This window comes from Mucilaginibacter sp. A3364, assembly GCF_059690715.1.
The window spans coordinates 95353-112105 of the sequence record NZ_JCAWED010000003.1; the positions used below are offsets into that span (position 1 = coordinate 95353).

Consider the following 16753-nt stretch of genomic DNA (forward strand, 5'->3'; position numbering starts at 1 on the left):
TCGATATCTTTTTCCAAATCTGTTATTATCTTCTTGGTGCACCACCTGGGCGGTTACCACCGCCTCTGTTTTGGCCACCCGGGCGGTTGTTACCGCCTGCACCTGGTTTACGATCGCCTCTGCGTTCGCCACCGCGCTCTCCGCCTCTTTCGTTACCTCTACGGTCGCCGAAACCAGCGCCACCTTCGGGCCTGCCACCTTTGCCGCTTGCGCTGCTAGTGCTGCCAATGTTTGGTGATAAATCGCGTTTTCCGTAAACTTCGCCTTTGCAAATCCAAACTTTAACACCTATTTTACCATAGGTAGTTAAGGCTTCGCCTAATGCATAATCAATGTCTGCACGGAAAGTGTGCAATGGTATTCTACCTTCTTTATATTGTTCGCTACGCGCCATCTCGGCGCCACCTAAACGGCCTGATGTCATTACTTTGATACCTTCAGCACCCATTCTCATGGTTGAAGCTATCGTAGTTTTCATGGCACGGCGGAAAGATATACGAGCCTCAAGTTGTTTTGCTATGCCTTCTGCAACCAGTTGCGCGTCAAGCTCAGGGCGTTTGATCTCGAAAATGTTGATCTGAACTTCCTTTTTAGTAAGTTTTTTCAACTCTTCTTTGATCTTATCAACTTCGGTACCACCTTTACCAATCACAATACCCGGACGGGCAGTGTGGATAGTTACAGTGATGCGTTTTAAAGTACGTTCAATAACCACTTTAGATACGCCACCTTTGTTGATACGCGCTGATAAGTATTTGCGGATTTTTTCGTCCTCAACTAATTTATCGGAGTAGTTGTTGCCACCGAACCAGTTAGAATCCCAACCTCTGATGATTCCTAATCTGTTACCTATTGGATGTGCTTTCTGTCCCATTTTAGTTGTTTTCGTTTTTAGTACCCACAATCAGCGTAACGTGGTTTGAACGTTTGCGTATACGGTATCCTCTTCCTTGCGGAGCAGGACGTAATCTTTTTTGTTGACGGCCACCGCCTACTGAAACTTCTTTAACAATCAGATTGCTTTCTTCTACGCGTTGACCTTCGTTTTTAGCTTCCCAGTTTTTGATGGCTGAAACCAAAAGTTTCTCTACACGTATAGCTGCTTCTTTGTTTAAGAATTTAAGCGTGTTTAACGCTTTTTCAACTTCAACACCGCGGATAAGGTCAACTACCAAACGCATTTTGCGTGGTGAGGTAGGACAGTTCTGCAGTTTCGCAACAGAAGCGCCCCCTTGCTGAGCTTTCTCTTGCTCTTTGCGTTGTCTGATCAATACAGACTTTTTGATTTTAGTTGTTGCTTCCATTGCTTATTTTTTCTTCTCTGCGTGACCGCGGAATGTACGGGTTGGGGCAAACTCTCCCAGCTTATGACCAACCATATTTTCTGTTACATACACAGGTATAAATTTGTTACCGTTGTGTACTGCGAATGTATGACCAACGAAATCAGGAGAAATCATGCTACGACGAGACCATGTTTTTACAACCGATTTTTTATTTGACTCATTTAACACCAGGACTTTTTTGTCAAGGTTATGGTCAATATAAGGTCCTTTTTTAATTGAACGTGCCATTATTATTTCTTCCTTCTTTCAATGATATAACGATCAGACCCTTTTTTCTTATCACGGGTTTTATAGCCTTTAGCTAATAAACCTTTACGTGAACGTGGATGACCACCTGAGGCTCTACCCTCACCACCACCCATAGGGTGATCTACCGGGTTCATGGCTACACCACGAACTCTTGGGCGACGGCCTAACCAGCGTTTGCGGCCAGCTTTACCTAATACTTCGTTTTGCTTCTCTCCGTTTGAAACCGTACCGATAGTAGCTAAACAAGTAGCTAAGATCATACGGGTTTCGCCTGAAGGCAATTTGATAACGGCATATTTACCGTCACGTGCTGCAAGCTGTGCGTAAGTACCTGCCGAGCGGGCTATAACGCCACCCTGGCCCGGGTTCAATTCAATGTTATGAATGATAGAACCCAAAGGTATTGACTTTAATTGCATGGTGTTACCAACCTCAGGAGCAACTGCTTCGCCAGACACTACTGTCATGCCTACAGTTAAACCCTCAGGGGCAATCATATATCTCTTCTCACCATCTACAAAGTGTAGCAATGCTATACGTGCAGAACGGTTAGGATCATACTCAATTGTAGCAACTTTTGCAGGGATGTCAAACTTATTGCGTTTAAAGTCAATTAGCCTGTATGCTTGTTTATGGCCACCACCCAGGTAGCGCATAGTCATTTTACCGCTGTTATTACGTCCGCCTGATCTGGTGTTCACCGACACTACTAACGACTTTTCAGGTACGTTTGTAGTAATGTCAGAGTTATCAGCACCTACCCTGAAACGGGTACCCGGCGTAATCGGTCTAAATCTTTTTACTGCCATCTCTCTACTTATATATTGCTATAAAAATCTATTACTTCACCGTCTTTTAACGTGATGATCGCTTTTTTCACTGTAGCTGCACGGCCTGATACCAAACCTGCTTTAGTGTTACGACTTTTCAGTTTACCAACGATTCTCATTGTATTAACAGCTGTAATGTTAACGCCATACATGGCTTCGATAGCTGTTTTTATCTGAATTTTGTTAGCTCTCGGGTCAACAATAAAAGCGTAACGATTAAGCTTTTCTGTCAACTGAGTTACTTTTTCAGTAAGTAAGGGTTTTCTTAAAATTTCCATATTACTTAGCTAATGCTTCCTCCAAAATTTTAACAGCACCGGTTGTTAACAATAATTTACCAGCGTTTAACACATCGTAAGTGTTGATCTGGTCAACTGTAATAACCTTTGCTTTTTTCAAGTTTCTGCTTGATAAATACACATTGTTATTTGCTGCAGGCAATACCAATAATGTTCTTACATCAGTTGCTTGTAAATCGGCAACCATTTGTACGTATGATTTAGTTTTAACAGCATCAAAGCTGAAATCTTCTAAAACTACAACATTGCTTTCCTGAGCTTTGTATGATAGGGCAGAACGACGCGCTAATGTTTTAAGTTTTTTATTCAACTTAAAGCTGTAATCGCGAGGTTGCGGACCGAATACGCGACCACCACCATTAAACAATGGAGATTTTACGCTACCGGCACGTGCACCGCCTGTACCTTTTTGTTTGTATAACTTGCGGGTTGAACCTGCAATTTCGTTACGTTGTTTTGCTTTGTGTGTACCTTGACGTTGGTTAGCTAAAAACTGCTTAACATCTAAGTAAATAGCATGGTCATTCGGTTCGATACCAAAAATGGCTTCAGGAAGTTGCACCTTGGCACCTGTTTCTTTGCCTGAAATATTTAATACTTTAACTTCCATCTTATTTATCCACTATAACGAATGAACCTTTAGCTCCTGGGATAGAACCTTTAACTACTAACAGGTTTTGCTCGGTATAAACTTTCAATACTTCTAAGTTTTGAACTTTTACACGCTCGTTACCCATTTGGCCTGCCATACGCATGCCTTTAAATACACGTGAAGGCCATGATGAAGCACCCAATGAACCCGGAGCACGCAACCTGTTGTGCTGGCCGTGAGTTTGCATACCCACACCACCAAAACCGTGACGTTTTACAACACCTTGAAAACCTTTACCTTTTGACGTACCAACCACATCAACAAAATCTCCTTCAGCAAAAATCTCTACAGTAACAGTGTCACCAAGAGCTTTTTCGTCTTCAAAAGATTTAAATTCAACAAGTTTACGTTTTGGAGTAGTGTTGGCTTTCTGGAAATGGCCTTTTAACGGGCCTGAAGTGTTTTTTTCCTTTTGCTCACCGTATGCTAGCTGTATAGCTGCATAACCGTCTGTTTCAACAGACCTTACTTGTGTTACTACGCAAGGGCCAGCTTCGATAACTGTGCACGGGATGTTTTTCCCTGAGTCGTCGAATATGCTGGTCATTCCTACTTTTTTACCAATTATTCCTGACATTTTTTTATGTTATTTGTGCCCATCGAAGCAGTAGGGCTTCGTTCAAGGCATATTAAATCCCCCCGAAAGGGACGGCAAAGATAGCAACTTTACATTAAATGTCAAATAGTTACCAAGTTATTTTTTAATAAATATTAAGGTATTTTTTGGGTGGGTGCCAAAACAGCCCCATTTGGCACTTTTTAAAACGCAACAGCTTGTGTTTTAAATGCTAATGGCGTTGCCCGATGAAGGATCGGGCCCGTGCTATCCGCTCATACTGCACAGGCATTAGCCTCGTCCCAAACTGCATCCGCCGCGCGGCCGGTATCCGCTGCTATCACTAACGCAAAATCAACTTATGAAAACTTAATTGCTGCCGATAATTTTATTTAAACGCGCATATAATTTAGGGTTGCCTTCTGCAAAAGTAATGGTGTCTGTTACCAGGCCGCTCCTGTTAACTATCATATGACGGGGCAAAAACAAACTCTTTTTAACTACCCCATCCTTGCCCCTGCGCTGTACCTCGCCATAGGTGGTGCGCAAATCTTCCAATACATATTTGTTAGCTAAAATATGGTAACCTGCCAGTTTATTGGCGTTGATGAATGATTTCCATGTTTTGCCATTTTTATCGCCACATAAATACAACACCACCATATCATTCTTAGCCGCGTAAGCCTCAAAGGGCCTTACCAACTTAGCCGATTGCAGATCAACCCTACAAGGATGGCACCATGTTGCCCATACATTAATATATATGATCTTCCCTTTAAACTTATCTATCAAACCCTGAAAGTTACAGGTAGTATCGGTAATATAATGTATACCTGCATTTACGACAGGCTTTTGTGCAAGGGCCGTATCCAGCCATACAAAGCAACAAAATAAGATGAGGATGGTAAGTTTAGGTTTTTTCATGATCAAACTAATCTATTAATAATTAGTGAACTAATGAATCAATATCTTGAATCACACAAAACCAATAGTGTACCACCTACACACTAAATAGTTTCGTACCTTTGTACAAAACAGAGCACCGCATGAATTTTTACACACGAAAATGGGTAAAACCCGAAGACCTTAACGCCCACGGCACCTTGTTTGGTGGCAGGCTGCTAAGCTGGATAGATGAGGAAGCGGCTATTTATTCCATCATACAACTGGGTACCAACGGCTGCGTAACCAAATACATGTCCGAGATCAATTTTATCAATTCAGCCCGACAGGGGGATATTATTGAATTGGGAATTAAGGCTGTTAGTTTTGGCAATACCTCAGTAACCCTAAAATGCGAAGTGCGCAACAAGATCACCCATAAAACCATTCTTACTATTGATAAAATAGTTTTTGTAGCGGTTGATGAGAATGGCAAACCGGTTAAACATGGTCGTAGCCATATTATATATACTGACGAAAGGCTGAGGGAACATTAATTAAATGTCGGTTTAGTTTTCCGCGGCGTTTTGGGTTTATCAGGAAAGTATTCTGTTTTCTTTCTCATAAATGGATATAAAATAAATCCAATTATCAATCCTAAAAAAGTTCCGGCAATGATTGAAGCCATATCTGTTACATTGGTGATGGCAAACAATAAACTAATGATCGCAAAAACCGATGCCGGCATCAAAAATGCCCTACCGTAATTAGCAGGAAAACGCCCCAGCAACAACAAAACAAGCAATACACCGTACATGCCAAAAACGGCCCCTATGGTAGCTACCCCGACTCTGTCAGGGTACCACCATACGCAGGCTGCACCGGCAACAATCCCTAAAATTACATATACAATCATGTAGGTTTTAATACCTATTACAGGCTCAATAAATACCCCTGCTATAATTAAACCATAAAGGTTAAACAGCAAATGCACCAAACCCGTATGCAAAAACAAGCTGGTTACCAACCGCCAATACTCGCCGTTATCTAATTTTGCAGAATAATTGGCTCCCCAGTGTATTAAATCCCATCTGTCAATCCATACCGAGCCGCCTGTTTGCCAAACCATTATGGCAAATATTAGTGTATTAAATAGCACTAAAAACTGTGTACATTTGTTTGCTGGTTTTAAAACAAATACTTTACTGTAGATAGCCGAAACCAATACCCGGGTTTCCCGTCTTCGTTCTAAAAAGTTCTTGTCATTCTTCTTTTTAGTTAATGGTTTAATAGTAAGGGAAAGAAGAAACAACAAACTGCCGCCAAAAAACGACCATATTGTTATGGCTAGGGAGCTACCGTTATGGTTTTCAAAAGGTTCGTTAACTCCTTCTAAAATAATAATTGGCGGGCGGGGCCTTGTGTAGGCTAAAATAGCTTTTGTATTATTGCGTTCGACATAATCGCGCTCTATTTTTTTAAAATAAACAAATCGTTGGCCAATGTTAGTATCAAGCTCCGCTTTTGCTTTACTGATAAGGTTAACACGTAACTGCTCTTTCTCCAACTCAGACACATTATTGCTTATGGTTTCAGAATATCTGATAGAAAGCCATGCCTCAGGCAAAAAAGAAGAGTTTGCGTTAATATTTTTTGTAATTAAAGAAAAGTCAAACCCGGGCTTGGTTTTCACCAAAATAGCGCCGTACCTCGCAGCATCACCATATATCTCCTGAGCTGCCTGTGGCCTTAAAACATCTACAGAAGCAATATTTGCGCTGCCAATTCTGACAAGCATTTTTTGCGTACCAACCATCCCGTTAATTAACAGCAACACTCTTTTATCAGGTAGTTTGAAACCTGGTATTAGTGTATCTGACGAATGGTCTTTCGCAAACATCGGCGCAGGCGCATATAATTCTATATCGTAATTACGGCCTTTGTCTGATGTACCTGTAAAAGTAAAAAACTGTGCCAGGCGGGTATCAATAAAATATTGATTTACCTTGTAATACCTGCTGGGCGGAAACTTATTAATATCTTCTATTCTTTCAAGCAGCGTTAGTTTGCCGGTGGCAGTGGTGATAAAATTTTGCAAAGCGCAAATCGGCACAGCCATAACCGCCCAGCCAAAAAGCAAGTACATCGCTAAGGGATCTTTGCGCCCCTCGCTCTTTACATCCAGGAGTTTTAAACGCGGGCGTAACCAAAATAATAAAGGCACCCATAAAAGCACACCCGGAATAATTAGGTTAACCACATCTTCATCAGCAGGAAAAAGATCGGTTTTAATACAGCAAACCCAGTTAAATAAGGAATATAGTATTGCAAAACTTAAGCCTATGATGACAAAAGGAATGAATATGTATTTAACCTTATAAAGCATAAATAAACTATCTAACAGATTATTCTGTCATCAACCTCCGTATCAACTCAGCGCTTTGCTTATTCCCCTCTTCAAGCCTGCCTTTAAAAAAGTTCTGTACCTGGTTAAAGTGCTTTTTGTAACCTTCCATATCGCCGTAGCCTATAATAGATGCCCATTCGCGCACAGCCGAGTGAAATTCCAGATCGTCGCCACGGATGGTTTTATCGTACAGGGCCGCCTGGATTGATTCTTCCAGCAGTTCATCGTTTTTAAACAGGTATTCGGCAATCCCCAAACGCAGGCGAAACGGCGGGGTTTGGCAGATGAGGTTATCATAAGGGTTTACACCCAGGTGGTACCAGGCATCAACCATACTTAATATACTTAAATGTGAGTTTGGTTTTTGCAGATCATGATTTTGCGACAGTGAGAACTCCTTCATCACTTTATCACTTAACATTATCGGTTTGCGGCTTTCATGAAACACAAAATCGCGCGCGCGGTAAAGGCGTTTCCTGAACACCATTTCCTCTTCCTGTATCATCAGCTTAAACAATTCAGATTCGGATACGGCATATTGCCTTACCTGTTGTTTAGCGTAAGGGTTTAATATAGCCAGCCCGGCGTATACGTGAGCTTTGTAGCTAAAAATGCGCAGCGTGGTTAATATCTTCACATTATCAATACCGCCTATGTAGGATGCATTTTCCCATGGGAAGAAGCCGGCGCTCATCCACGCTGTGCCCATGCTTTCAAAACCTACGTGGGTTACGGCCTGGGTATCGGCTACAATACGGTCGTGCTCGTGGTAATCATTCAGTTCAACAATGCTTGAGCCTATGGCCTTAAACAGATCCAACATGCGTTGGTAAGCAGCCTCATCTGTACGGTGAGGTATTAATATCAGGGTTTGGCCTTTAGGATCAAAACCCGGGCCATGCATACCATGAAAAGTGATGATGTGGGTATCGGCAGGCAGGTATTGTTCAAAGGCTTCTATTTCGGGCGTTTTAACCGATGTTTGGCCGGCAACAATAGCGCCCGGCTTAGTAAACCCGGCAAACTCGGCCACTACCCTACTTATCTTTTCGGCCTCTACAGAATATATAAGCAGGTCGCTTATGGTGGCCACTTCTTTACCATTATCAAACACATTGATGTTGAATGGCTGCAGCTCCTCCTGTATACGTTGCTTGTTGGCAGGCATATCGCACCCGCAAACCGCATAGCCTGCTTTAGCGAATGCCTTTGCATACAAGCGCCCCATATCTCCCAAACCTATAATTCCGATATTCATGCCGCTAATATAACCATGACTGGCAATAAATGTATAGTTAAGCCAATATTACCACCACAGGTTTACCTTTTTGCAAACAATAAAAGGTAGTTTTCATTGTTTTTTTAATATATCATTGTATAATTTTACCGTTATGAATAATTATAACATGTTAAAGGTTAATTTTTTGCTGATACTGCTGTTAACTACAGTTGCCCCGGGTTTTGCCCAGGATACCTTGAAAAAGAGTTCAACCGTTAAAAAATCAGTAAGCAGCCCTGCGGCCACCAAACCTGGCGGCATACCTATTAACCCCAAAACCGGTAAACCTTATTCACGCTATGGTTATGGCGCTTACGCTAAAACCTATAAAGCAAAACAAGCTGTCGACACCCTTAAAAAAGCAGTTACTCCGCCAGCCGGCACTGCGCTAGTCCCGGCACCGGTTGCACCTGTACAGGTTGATAAAAGCCTGAGGAGCCAATATCAATACCTGTTAACCAAAGTTTATAACTACCAACAGCCGTTTGTAGCCGCGCTTTGGAAAAACACCATGGACACGCTTAGCGCCACCCGCCGCCAGCTAAAAGAAGCGAATAGCAAATTAACAGATCAACAAAAAAACATTACCGGTCTGCAGGCTGATGTGGCCGAGAAAAGCGAAAGCCTGAACACTTCAAACTCCCTGGCCGACTCTATAAGCTTTTTAGGCATAAACCTGACCAAAGCCACTTATAACCTTATAATGTGGGGCCTTGTATTAATATTTGGCGCGGCTGCCGCTATTGTGATATACCGTTCGGGTAGTAATAAAAATGAGGCTGAATACCGAACCAAATTATACAATGAGTTGGAAGAAGAATATAAAACCTACAAAGCTAAAGCCAACGAAAAAGAAAAGAAACTCGCCCGCGAACTTCAAACCGAACGTAATAAGGTTGACGAATTGATGGGAAGAGGATAAGCCCCCCAAATGAAAGCATACCTGTTTGGCTGGAACCCGCAAAAATTTGCATGGGCCGATATTGACGACAACATCAAACAACTGGCCGATACCGGCAAATACGAAGACAACTGGAGCTGCATTAGCTATAAAACCATACAACCCGGCGATCGTGCTTATGTGATACGTGTAGGCGTTGAACCCAAAGGTATATTTGCATCAGGCATTGTAGTGTCTGAACCTTACCTGGCTTTTCGTAAAGGCAGGCATTATTACCGGGTGACGTTGGCATTAGATATATTGCTCAATCCTGATAAAGAACCTATACTTGGTTTGGATATCCTGAAAACAGGCAACCTTGCCGCCCAAACCTGGACACCCCAGGCATCGGGAATATCCATCCGACCCGAACTGGTTGACGAACTGGAAGGCGTTTGGCAGGACTTTTTACACCCGGAAGATTAACACCTATGCCCATTACCGACCTTATCGTTTACGCCGTACTATCAATAGGCGCTACCTGGAGCTATATCAGGCAAAAACTTACCATTACCGGCTCGTTCACCGGCGCAGCGGTAGGTTTGCTGGTTTACGAAGGCCTGGGCCTTAGCGGCATTGCTATGATGACCTTGTTTTTGATTTTAGGGTCTGCTGCTACCGGTTGGAAGCATTCGCAAAAAGCCGGCCTAACCAACGCGGCAGAGCAAGATTATGGCCCACGCACAGCCTGGCAGGTTTTAGCTAATAGTGGTGTTGCAGGCATTTTGAGCATGCTTGCCTGGCATTTCCCGGGCGAGGCTGATCTTATAAAGGTATTGCTGGCCGGAAGCTTTGCAGCAGCAACGGCGGATACCTTGTCATCAGAACTGGGGGTGGTTTACGGCAAACGCTTTTACAACATCATCACCTTAAAAAAAGATATCCGCGGATTAGATGGTGTAGTTAGTTTAGAAGGCACCTTGACAGGCATCTTCGGTGCAATGCTTATTGCATGTGTTTATGCGGTTGGCTCGGGGTGGAATATCTTTTTTTTACACATCATTATAGCCGGCGCAATAGGCAACCTGGCCGACTCTATACTTGGCGCGCTGTTGGAGCGAAAGGGCCTTATTAGCAACAATACTGTTAATTTTTTAAATACCGCAGTAGGTGCCGGGGTTTGTTACCTGCTTATGCTTTGGTTTTAGCTACTACGCTTGTTTAGGTATTTATCAATAGCCGGCTGCATTTTCATTTCTAACAAATACGCAGTGCTAAATATCAATATCAGCTTGACGAGCACTATCACAAAAGGGTTAGGGATAAACGATAGATCCAACCACAAAAACGGAAAGTGAACCAGGTATAAGGCAAATGATATTGGTGCCAGTTTTTTGAATGGGCCCAGAATATAACCGAAACCCAACAATTTAAACTTCCACCACACAAAACCCACCACCAAAAACATAAAGCAAGCTGCATAATAATGCAGATACGAGGTTATGGGATAGTCGGCATTGATCTGGGTGTAAGTTTCATGGTTTATAAAACGCGCTATGCATACAGGCATCCCAATAGCCACGCACATAACTGCCACGCCTATTAGCGCCGGTAACAGTTGTTTAAACTCAAATTGCTTTGTTTGTAAATACACCTTACCGCATTCCACGCCAATCCACCACAACAAAAAGTAAGCTATTATCAAAAACACATGGCATGGATAAACCAGGAAAAGCCCCCATCCCGCCAACGAAATAAACGATACATAATATACCGGGTACTTGAAACGACTAGCTGAAAAATACAAAAACAACGGGAAGAACGCCATATAATACCACCACTCGTAGGATAGTGACCATAACGGGAAGTTTTTGAGATAAGGCAAAACAATGGTACCGGGCTGCACATCATTATCCTGCAACATCAATACATTACCTACAAGCGTTTTTACATCTCCACATGAAAACTGATACCCAAACAGGGTTGAGCCCTGCCGGTTATTAGCAACAAACACCAACGTTGACAACGCAAACACACATAACATAATAGGATAGATACGAACAAAGCGTCTTTTAAAATACTGCCCAAAACTTATACCGGCATGTCTGTTAACCGAAAGATAGATCACAAAGCCCGACAACATAAAAAAAGCCAGCACGGCTTCGGCGGGAAACATAAAGACTCTTGCCACAAAAGCCGGAACCTGGTAGCTTTTATACATTTGGTTAAAAAATATAAAATGGTGCAATACAATATATAGGGCCACAAAGCCACGTATTGCTTCCAGTTTTTGCAGTTTCATGCATTAAATGTACGTAAACAAAAAAGCCATCCGAAAATAAGGATGGCTTTCATATGGTTATTTTATAATTTACCAGCTTTACATGCTTGCCGTTTTTAATTTGTTGGCGTTATAAATTTTTATCACTTCGTGCATTTTGCCCATCGTGTACGTAAAGTTCTGGATCTTCCTGACAACGGAAGGGTCATCCTCCAGGATTTTACTCATAACATTTACAAAGTCCTTCTTCTTCATCTCTACCGCTGTATCAGCGGTATCACCATAATAATAGTAATTATCGTAATAGGTTACCGTAGCCGTAACCATTATAGACATGCCAAACCCGGCGCCTACCTTACGTTTTAGCTTGTAGTTATATAGTTTTACCGGGCCGCCGTCATGCAGTACCTGTATGATATCATAATCATACTTAATGCGCGAAAGTTTAGGGTTATGGATAACAACGAAGCTATCGGTACGCGCTGTGTCTTTATTTGACACGATAAAGCTTTTTATAGTACTAACCTTTATCTTCTCTCTGTCCGAATTATTATCAGCTTTAAAAAAAATGGTATTATCCGGCGAGCCAAACAAACCGGGCGGGTCAAAATTCATTGCTAACAAACCAACATGCTTTTCGCCATCGGTAGTGTAATAAGCTCCCGGGTTATAGGTTTTGCCAAATATTTGGGCCGAAGCAGCTGACGTGAATAACACGAACAGTGCTAAAAACAGATAAGGTTTCATGGCTTAAATATACATTTTATAGTGTTGAATGAAATGGCAGATCAACAAAAAAAGCCACCCAATTTCTCGGATGGCTTTTAATATGTTTCGGATCTTCCGGTCCTATCACACTTTGATCTCTACTTCAACACCGCTAGGCAATTCAAGTTTCATCAACGCGTCTACAGTTTTTGAATTTGAGCTGTAGATATCCAATAAACGTTTGTAAGAACACAATTGGAATTGCTCGCGTGCTTTTTTGTTCACGTGTGGTGAACGCAAAACTGTGAAAATTTTCTTTTCGGTTGGTAACGGAAGCGGTCCGCTAACTACAGCGCCTGTTGGCTTTACTGTTTTTACGATCTTCTCGGCTGATTTGTCAACCAGATTGTAGTCGTAAGATTTCAGTTTGATTCTGATTCTTTGGCTCATTTTGTTTTTGTTTAATGGCGTTTCCTAAGAGCTATTTATTAGGTTAGCCGGATTTATTATTTAAAAGTTGATTGATGAAAATTTCTAATCACCAATCAACTAATCTCTAGCTTAGTCTATCTCAGCTTGTTTACGGCCTTTTGATTTAGCTACAACCTCGTCCTGTACGTTACGTGGAGCTGGTTCGTAGTGATCAAATTCCATGGTTGAAGTAGCACGACCTGAAGTGATAGTACGTAATTGAGTTACGTAACCAAACATCTCAGAAAGTGGTACCATAGCTTTGATAACCTGTGCACCGTTACGGGTGTCCATACCTTGCAGCTGGCCACGACGACGGTTCATGTCACCGATAACGTCACCCATGTTTTCTTCAGGGGTTAAGATCTCGATCTTCATGATCGGCTCTAACAATACCGGTTTACATTTTGGCAATGCCTCGCGGTAAGCCGAACGACCTGCGATCTCGAAAGATAACGCATCCGAATCGACAGCGTGGAATGAACCATCAATCAACCTAACTTTTAAGCTGGTAAGCGGGAAGCCTGCTAACACACCATTATCCATTGCAGATTTGAAACCTTTTTCAACAGATGGGATGAACTCGCGAGGGATTGAACCACCAACGATCTCGTTAACAAACTCTAAACCTTCTTTACCTTCTTCTCCCGGAGAAATAACAACCTGGATGTCGGCAAATTTACCACGACCACCAGTTTGTTTTTTGTAGGTTTCGCGGTGCTGGGTAGTACCGGTGATAGCCTCTTTGTAAGCAACCTGTGGCGCACCCTGGTTAACCTCTACTTTAAACTCACGTTTCAAGCGGTCCATCAAAATGTCTAAGTGTAACTCACCCATACCTGAGATAACGGTTTGACCGGTATCCTGATCTGTTTGTACACGGAAGGTTGGATCCTCTTCGGCTAATTTACCTAAAGCGATACCTAATTTATCAACGTCGGCCTGAGTTTTAGGCTCAATAGCTAAACCGATAACCGGGTCAGGGAAGTTCATCGACTCCAATACCAATTTGCTTTTCTCATCGCAAAGGGTATCACCTGTTTTAATATCTTTAAAGCCTACTACCGCAGCAATATCACCTGCACCTACGTTAGGGATAGGGTTTTGCTTGTTAGCGTGCATTTGGAATATACGGCTGATACGTTCTTTGTTTTCAGAACGCATGTTGTATATGTACGAACCCGCGTCAAGGTTACCCGAGTAAACACGGATAAAGCATAAACGGCCCACAAATGGATCGGTAGCAATTTTAAATGCTAAAGCTGCAAATGGTTCTTTTACATCCGGTTTAACCAAAACCTCTTCGCCGGTGTCAGGGTTAGTACCAACAACACCTTTAGAATCTAAAGGTGAAGGCATTAACTCCATCACGTAGTCAAGCATGGTTTGTACACCTTTGTTTTTGAAAGATGAACCGCAAGTCATCGGAACGATCTTACCGGCCAAAGTAGCGGCACGTAAAGCGTCTAATACTTCGCGCTCAGTGATAGTAGTTGGATCTTCGAAGAATTTCTCCATCAAAGAATCATCAAACTCAGCTACTGCTTCCAATAATTTCTCTCTCCACTCGGTAGCTTCTTCCAACATATCGTCAGGAATTGGCACTTCGGTAAAGGTCATACCTTTATCATGCTCGTTCCAAACAATACCACGGAAGTTGATCAGGTCAACCACACCTTTAAACTGGTCTTCAGCACCGATAGGTAACTGCAATGGGATAGCAACGCTACCCAACATTTCTTTAACCTGTTTTACCACGTTCAAGAAATCGGCACCGCTACGGTCCATTTTGTTTACGAAACCAATACGAGGTACGTTGTAGTTGTTAGCCAAACGCCAGTTAGTTTCTGACTGTGGCTCAACACCATCAACCGCGCTGAACAAGAACACCAAACCATCAAGTACACGCAATGAACGGTTTACCTCTACGGTAAAGTCCACGTGACCCGGGGTATCAATAATGTTCATGTGGTAGTTATCGCCACGGTATTTCCAGTTAACTGTAGTAGCAGCCGAAGTAATGGTAATACCACGCTCCTGCTCTTGTGCCATCCAGTCCATGGTAGCAGCACCTTCGTGTACCTCACCTATTTTGTGGCTCACACCAGCATAGTAAAGTATACGCTCGGTAGTAGTGGTTTTACCGGCATCAATGTGCGCGGCAATACCTATATTTCTAGTATATTTTAGATCTCTTGACATTTTCTGTTTGTTTTGATTAGCAGTGTTTATTTAATGATTACACCGATCTGCAATCATAACAAAATCGGTGTAATCCTATATTAAATCTGTGTAATCGTTTTATTTAGAAACGGAAGTGTGAGAACGCTTTGTTAGCCTCAGCCATTTTGTGCGTATCTTCTTTCTTCTTAACTGCTGCACCTTCACCTTTAGCGGCCGCGATGATCTCACCAGCTAATTTCTCCATCATGGTTTTCTCACCACGACGACGGGCATAGCTAATTAACCATTTCATACCCAAAGCAACTTTACGCTCCGGACGAACCTCAGTAGGTACCTGGAAGTTAGCACCACCAACACGGCGGCTTTTAACTTCAACAGCTGGCATAACATTGTTTAAAGCCTTTTTCCAGGTCTCTAAACCGCTTTCGCTTGTTTTTTTCTCAACAATGTCAACAGCGTTATAAAATATAGTGTAAGCGGTAGATTTTTTACCGTCAAACATCATGTTATTAACAAACCTGGTTACCAAAACATCATTAAATTTTGGATCAGGAAGAAGGATTCTTTTTTTAGGTTTTGACTTTCTCATTATTACTATCCTCCTTTAATTATTTCTTTTTACCTTTTGCCGGTGCAGCTGCTGCCTGACCTGGTTTAGGGCGTTTAGTACCATATTTTGAACGACGTTGGTTACGACCTGCAACACCAGAAGTATCTAACGCGCCACGAATGATGTGGTAACGTACACCTGGTAAGTCTTTAACACGACCGCCACGGATCAACACGATTGAGTGCTCTTGTAAGTTGTGACCTTCACCAGGGATGTAAGCATTTACTTCTTTACCGTTGGTTAAGCGCACACGGGCAACTTTACGCATTGCTGAGTTTGGTTTCTTAGGGGTAGTGGTGTACACACGTGTGCACACGCCTCTTCGCTGTGGACAGCTGTCCAACGCTGGCGACTTACTCTTGTCAACCAGAGCTACTCTACCTTTTCTAACTAATTGATTGATAGTAGGCATTCTTGCTTTCTGTTTTTGTTTTTTTGTTATCCCGCCGCCAACCTACATTGGTGGGCAGTTTTTCGGGACTGCAAAAGTACGGACTTGATTTGTGATTTTCAAGAGGTTAGAAGAATTTATTTCGCATTCACTAAAAACAGTTGTCATTTCGACGAGGAACGAGGAGAAAACTTATACAAATGACTGGTAAACAGTGGTAAAGTATTTCGTTTATGGTTAGGTTTATTCTTGTTTGGTGAACAGGTTTTTTTAACTAGCAGTTGGTGAGATGAAGAGTAGATAAGTTGGCAAATTGTGATGCTGATGGTACTTAGGTTAAGTAAGTGTTTTAACAAAAAGAGCCTTGATAAGATTTAGAAAGATTAAATGCTTTGTGGCCTGAGTTACAAAACTGCTAACTCAAACTGCCAACTGTAAACTGAACCAATGGCGTTACCCTCCTTCGTCGGGTCAGGCTATCCAGGGCTCCGCTATCGCTGCGGCCACTCCTTTGTCGTGGCTAAACCCTTCCTATCCTTAACGCAAGAACGTGTGGGTGTCATGCTGAGCGCCGTCGAAGCATGAGGGCAAAGGCCTTTGCGTGTACTCTTGGAGCGAAAATCAGACTTACGAAGTTTTAAAAACTTTGTAAGTCTGACCGGGCTATAAACAAAAACATCCGCCTCAAACAAATGAAGCGGATGTTTTACCTTTTTACTACCTGCCCG

20 protein-coding genes are annotated in these 16753 nt (G+C 42.4%); 4 read left to right on the top strand and 16 right to left on the bottom strand.

All coding sequences use genetic code 11. The features are described from left to right. Positions 1-25: 25 nt before the first annotated feature. The 8 genes from rpsC to AC59JT_RS18635 all read right to left on the bottom strand — a co-directional run bounded on the left by rpsC (position 26) and on the right by AC59JT_RS18635 (position 4856). Positions 26-874: a 30S ribosomal protein S3 gene (gene rpsC, locus AC59JT_RS18600; protein ID WP_497401872.1), complete on the bottom strand. Its 849-nt coding sequence runs from the start codon at positions 872-874 to the stop codon at positions 26-28. A 1-nt stretch (position 875) separates the two neighbouring features. Then, complete coding sequence (gene rplV, locus AC59JT_RS18605; RefSeq protein ID WP_497401874.1) at positions 876-1304, bottom strand: 50S ribosomal protein L22; 429 nt, start codon at positions 1302-1304, stop codon at positions 876-878. 3 nt (positions 1305-1307) lie between these two features. Continuing rightward, on the bottom strand, positions 1308-1574 hold the full coding sequence (rpsS, locus tag AC59JT_RS18610; protein ID WP_095703461.1) for a 30S ribosomal protein S19: 267 nt from the start codon (positions 1572-1574) through the stop codon (positions 1308-1310). A gap of 2 nt (positions 1575-1576) precedes the next feature. Then, complete coding sequence (rplB, locus tag AC59JT_RS18615; RefSeq protein ID WP_497401877.1) at positions 1577-2404, bottom strand: 50S ribosomal protein L2; 828 nt, start codon at positions 2402-2404, stop codon at positions 1577-1579. Positions 2405-2412: 8 nt separating this feature from the next. Then, the gene (rplW, locus tag AC59JT_RS18620; RefSeq protein WP_497401879.1) at positions 2413-2703 is read right to left on the bottom strand and encodes a 50S ribosomal protein L23; all 291 of its coding nucleotides are present in this window, start codon (positions 2701-2703) and stop codon (positions 2413-2415) included. Between the two features lies 1 nt (position 2704). Next, on the bottom strand, positions 2705-3334 hold the full coding sequence (gene rplD / locus AC59JT_RS18625) for a 50S ribosomal protein L4 (protein ID WP_497401882.1): 630 nt from the start codon (positions 3332-3334) through the stop codon (positions 2705-2707). A 1-nt stretch (position 3335) separates the two neighbouring features. Further along, positions 3336-3953, bottom strand: a complete 618-nt coding sequence (gene rplC / locus AC59JT_RS18630; RefSeq protein WP_497401884.1) for a 50S ribosomal protein L3 — start codon at positions 3951-3953, stop codon at positions 3336-3338. Positions 3954-4301: 348 nt separating this feature from the next. Further along, a complete protein-coding gene (locus AC59JT_RS18635) occupies positions 4302-4856 on the bottom strand; it encodes a TlpA family protein disulfide reductase (RefSeq protein ID WP_497401886.1) in 555 nt (184 codons plus the stop codon). 122 nt (positions 4857-4978) lie between these two features. Between AC59JT_RS18635 and AC59JT_RS18640 the strand changes: the two genes are divergently transcribed. Continuing rightward, positions 4979-5371, top strand: coding sequence for an acyl-CoA thioesterase (locus tag AC59JT_RS18640; protein ID WP_497401888.1), 393 nt, complete (start codon positions 4979-4981; stop codon positions 5369-5371). Here AC59JT_RS18640 and AC59JT_RS18645 read toward each other — a convergent pair. Together AC59JT_RS18645 and AC59JT_RS18650 are read right to left on the bottom strand one after the other, a co-directional pair. Beyond that, on the bottom strand, positions 5368-7200 hold the full coding sequence (locus AC59JT_RS18645; RefSeq protein WP_497401890.1) for a rhomboid family intramembrane serine protease: 1833 nt from the start codon (positions 7198-7200) through the stop codon (positions 5368-5370). The genes AC59JT_RS18640 and AC59JT_RS18645 overlap by 4 nt on opposite strands. 19 nt (positions 7201-7219) lie before the next feature. Then, a complete protein-coding gene (locus AC59JT_RS18650) occupies positions 7220-8479 on the bottom strand; it encodes a prephenate dehydrogenase/arogenate dehydrogenase family protein (RefSeq protein ID WP_497401892.1) in 1260 nt (419 codons plus the stop codon). A gap of 133 nt (positions 8480-8612) precedes the next feature. Between AC59JT_RS18650 and AC59JT_RS18655 the strand changes: the two genes are divergently transcribed. The 3 genes from AC59JT_RS18655 to AC59JT_RS18665 are packed head-to-tail and all read left to right on the top strand — an operon-like array spanning position 8613 to position 10588. Then, a complete protein-coding gene (locus tag AC59JT_RS18655; protein ID WP_497401897.1) occupies positions 8613-9422 on the top strand; it encodes a hypothetical protein in 810 nt (269 codons plus the stop codon). A gap of 9 nt (positions 9423-9431) precedes the next feature. Continuing rightward, positions 9432-9866, top strand: coding sequence for a hypothetical protein (locus AC59JT_RS18660; RefSeq protein WP_497401902.1), 435 nt, complete (start codon positions 9432-9434; stop codon positions 9864-9866). Between the two features lie 5 nt (positions 9867-9871). Further along, positions 9872-10588, top strand: coding sequence for a DUF92 domain-containing protein (locus AC59JT_RS18665; RefSeq protein ID WP_497401904.1), 717 nt, complete (start codon positions 9872-9874; stop codon positions 10586-10588). Here the strand turns inward: AC59JT_RS18665 and AC59JT_RS18670 are convergent. The 6 genes from AC59JT_RS18670 to rpsL all read right to left on the bottom strand — a co-directional run bounded on the left by AC59JT_RS18670 (position 10585) and on the right by rpsL (position 16046). Then, entirely contained in the window at positions 10585-11682 is a 1098-nt protein-coding gene (locus tag AC59JT_RS18670; protein WP_497401906.1) for an acyltransferase family protein, read from the bottom strand. The genes AC59JT_RS18665 and AC59JT_RS18670 overlap by 4 nt on opposite strands. A gap of 78 nt (positions 11683-11760) precedes the next feature. Beyond that, positions 11761-12408, bottom strand: coding sequence for a hypothetical protein (locus AC59JT_RS18675; protein ID WP_497401908.1), 648 nt, complete (start codon positions 12406-12408; stop codon positions 11761-11763). A gap of 105 nt (positions 12409-12513) precedes the next feature. Continuing rightward, positions 12514-12819: a 30S ribosomal protein S10 gene (rpsJ, locus tag AC59JT_RS18680; RefSeq protein WP_022830652.1), complete on the bottom strand. Its 306-nt coding sequence runs from the start codon at positions 12817-12819 to the stop codon at positions 12514-12516. Positions 12820-12930: 111 nt separating this feature from the next. After that, the gene (fusA, locus tag AC59JT_RS18685) at positions 12931-15042 is read right to left on the bottom strand and encodes an elongation factor G (protein ID WP_497401910.1); all 2112 of its coding nucleotides are present in this window, start codon (positions 15040-15042) and stop codon (positions 12931-12933) included. Between the two features lie 103 nt (positions 15043-15145). Further along, positions 15146-15613 (bottom strand): 30S ribosomal protein S7, encoded by a 468-nt coding sequence (rpsG, locus tag AC59JT_RS18690; protein WP_497401912.1) that lies wholly within the window; start codon positions 15611-15613, stop codon positions 15146-15148. A 19-nt stretch (positions 15614-15632) separates the two neighbouring features. Then, entirely contained in the window at positions 15633-16046 is a 414-nt protein-coding gene (rpsL, locus tag AC59JT_RS18695) for a 30S ribosomal protein S12 (protein WP_230545452.1), read from the bottom strand. Positions 16047-16753: the final 707 nt, after the last annotated feature.